Origin of the sequence: Marinobacter sp. UBA2498, assembly GCF_002341575.1 — a bacterium.
Lineage (GTDB): Bacteria > Pseudomonadota > Gammaproteobacteria > Pseudomonadales > Oleiphilaceae > Marinobacter > Marinobacter manganoxydans.
Map to the genome: position 1 here is coordinate 46,921 of NZ_DDOI01000150.1, position 2,958 is coordinate 49,878.

2 protein-coding genes and 1 pseudogene are annotated in these 2,958 nt (G+C 57.3%); all 3 read right to left on the bottom strand.

The annotated features are described in order from the left end of the window. Nucleotides 1–916, bottom strand: a pseudogene (locus tag B2W52_RS21015) (class I poly(R)-hydroxyalkanoic acid synthase); the annotation flags it as partial. A 25-nt stretch (nt 917–941) separates the two neighbouring features. Continuing rightward, nucleotides 942–1,685 carry a 3-oxoacyl-[acyl-carrier-protein] reductase gene (gene fabG, locus B2W52_RS21020; RefSeq protein ID WP_053112845.1) on the bottom strand — a complete coding sequence of 248 codons (744 nt, stop codon included), beginning with the start codon at nt 1,683–1,685 and terminating at the stop codon, nt 942–944. A gap of 108 nt (nt 1,686–1,793) precedes the next feature. Continuing rightward, nucleotides 1,794–2,957 carry a polyhydroxyalkanoate depolymerase gene (locus B2W52_RS21025; protein ID WP_286804015.1) on the bottom strand — a complete coding sequence of 388 codons (1,164 nt, stop codon included), beginning with the start codon at nt 2,955–2,957 and terminating at the stop codon, nt 1,794–1,796. Between the last annotated feature and the right edge of the window lies 1 nt (nt 2,958).

Below are 2,958 nucleotides of genomic sequence, written 5' to 3' on the forward strand. Positions count from 1 at the left end.
CAAAGGTCTTGTGTGCCAGCTCTGGCCCGGGATTTACCCAGGAAACCACAAACACGGTGTGGCCCTGTTCCACCCAATAACGAATGAAGGATTTTTTCTCGCCAAGATCGAGGATGTAGTACTTGTTGATCCAGGGCGGTATCACCAGCAAAGGCCGGCGATGAACTGTCTCGGTGGTCGGCCGGTACTGGATGAGTTGCATCAGATCGTTCTGGAACACCACGTCGCCGGGTGTGTTGGCCAGATTGTCGCCCACCTCAAAGGCGTCCGGGTCGGACATGCGGAAAGGCATCGGGCCCTTTCCCTCGTCCAGATCACGCAGCAGGTTTGCCAGGCCTCGCAGGAGGTTCTTGCCCCGTGTCTTAACGGTTGTGCGCAACACTTCCGGATTGCTCAGAACGAAGTTGCTTGGGGCGAGGGCATCGGTCATCTGGCTGGCGAAAAAACGGACTTTCCGCTTATCGTGATCGTCCAGATCCCTGACATCGTCAATGGTGTCCATAACCCAGCGAGTTGACAGTAAATAGGCCTGCTTGACGGCGTTGAAGGCTATGACGTCGTTCCAGGCCTGATCCCGGAAGCGGCCGTCGCCGGGCTCCGGTTCGGCTACGGTCAGTGGTTTCTTGCCAATACCGCTGGCCAGCAGGCCAGACCAGAACAGACTGGTGTCCTTGATCAGTCGCATCTGCGCGAACAGAAGCGTGTCTGGCTGGGTTGCAAGCTTGCCGGTCAGGGTGACAAAGGGTTTGGTCATGCTCCCGACGCTGGCCGGATTCGGCGGGCCACCGCGCAAACGGCGCATTATGGAGCGCTTGAGCAGGTGACCACCATGAACACCCACTCGTGCCAGAGAGCGGCTTACCACATTGGGTTCGAAGTCAGGCGTTGATTGCTTTTTTATTGGTTTATCAGCCATTTTTTCGCCTTCTGTCTTTCAAGTGTTACATGTAAACGCCGCCGTTAACGTTGATCTGCTGGCCGGTGATGTAATCGCCTTCCGCGGCCAGGAAGACCACGGCGCGGGCAATTTCCTCCGGCTTGCCAAACCGACCCATGGGAACCCTGGCAATGATCTGTTCACGGATATTCTCCGGGACCTGGGCCAGCATTTCGGTTTCCGTGAAGCCCGGGGCAATGGCGTTGACCGTAATGTTGTATTTGGCCATTTCCAGTGCCAGGGTCTTGGTAAACGCGATAATGCCGCCCTTGCTGGCCGCATAGTTGGCTTGCCCGAAGTTGCCGGCCTGCCCGACGAAAGACGTGATGTTGATGATGCGGCCGTACTTCTGGTCCATCATGATTTTCAACACTTCCGAGCAGGTGGCGTAGACGCTGCCCAGGTTGGTATCCAGGACGTCGTTCCAATCGTCGTCGGTAAGCTTCTTCATGGACTTGTCTTTGGTGATGCCGGCGTTGTTCACCAGAATGTCTATGCGGCCCCACTCGTCCTGAACCTGACGAACCAGGCTCCGCGCTTCCGGCATCTTCGAGAGGTCTGCTTTGAAGGCAAGTGCCCGGACGCCGGTGGCCTCGATTTCCCTGGCAACTTCGTCGCCTTCAGGCTGACGTGAGCGGTAGTTGATGGCGACATCGGCGCCGCGTTGAGCAAGCTGAAGTGCGATGTGACGACCGATGCCGCGTGAGGCACCGGTTACGAGGGCGACCTTGCCCTTGAGGTCTTGCATGAAGTCCTCCCTGGAGCGGTAGCCCGCTCTGGTTGTTATTCCTTATTATTAATCACCTCATTCAAGCTAGCAGAGCACCTGAGTCGCGACAAGAAAATGTGATACCTGTCACGCTTCGCGGATGAATGTCTTGAGCCGAGGGGCAATGGATTCGCGCCATTGGCTGCCATTGAAGACACCGTAATGGCCAACCCCCTCTTGCAGATGGTGCAGACGCCTGGCGTCCGGGATATTCACGCATAGTTTATGGGCGGCCCGGGTCTGCCCGGGGCTGGAAATGTCGTCTTTCTCGCCTTCAATCGTCATCAGTGCTGTTTTTTCGATAGCCGCCGGATTCACTTTTCGGCCCCGGTGCATGAAGCAGCCCCGGGCAAGGTGAAACTCCTGGAAGACACGCTGGATGGTGTCCAGGTAATAGGTGGCCGGCAGATCCATGACCGCGAGGTATTCGTCATAGAATTCACGATGACGTCTGATCTTTTCGACCTCCTTGTCACGCATGGACTTGAACAGGCCCCGGTAGGCATCAATGTGGCGGTCGAAGTTCATGTTCACGAATCCGGTCAGTTGCAGAAAGCCGGGATAAACCTTCCGCATGGCCCCCGGATAGGGCGCGGGTACCGGGTGAACCAGGTTGCGTCGGAACCAGGCCAGGTTGTGTTTGGTGGCCAGTTCGCAGGGTGCCGTGGGATCAATACGTCCGTCGATGGGGCCGCTCATGAGAGCCAGCGAGCGCGGTGTTGCCGGGTTTTTATCTTCGGCCATGAGAGCGGTGGCTGCGAGCACCGGCACGACGGGCTGGCAAACCGCCAATACATGGGTGTCTGGCCCAAGCTGTTCAATAAAATCGATAACGTAGTCGATATAGTCGTCCAGCCCAAAGTCGCCAGCCGACAAGGGGACACGACAGGCATCACGCCAGTCGGTGATGTAGACGTCGTGGTCTGGCAGCATTTCCTTGACGGTACCCCGCAGCAGAGAGGCAAAGTGTCCGGAAAGCGGCGCAACGATCAGGAGTTTCGGGTCATCGGGGCGAGATACGCTGCGCTGGAAATGCTTGAGTTGGGCAAAGGGTTTGCGTTTGACGATGACTTCACTGATGTCGACCTCCTCCCCATCGCAAACCGTTGTGTGCAGATTGAAGGCCGGTTTCGGGTAGCGTCGGGTCAGGTCGCCGAACACGCCGTAGGCGGAAGCAATACTGCGAGCGCCAGGTAAGCGGGACAAAGGGCTGAGAGGATGCCTGAGCAATTTGCTCTGTGCGTCTGTCATC

Coding starts and splice junctions, on each gene's coding strand:
- B2W52_RS21025 (WP_286804015.1), bottom strand. CDS start 2,957: ATGACAGACGCACAGAGCAAATTGCTCAGGCATCCTCTCAGCCCTTTG.
- fabG (WP_053112845.1), bottom strand. CDS start 1,685: ATGCAAGACCTCAAGGGCAAGGTCGCCCTCGTAACCGGTGCCTCACGC.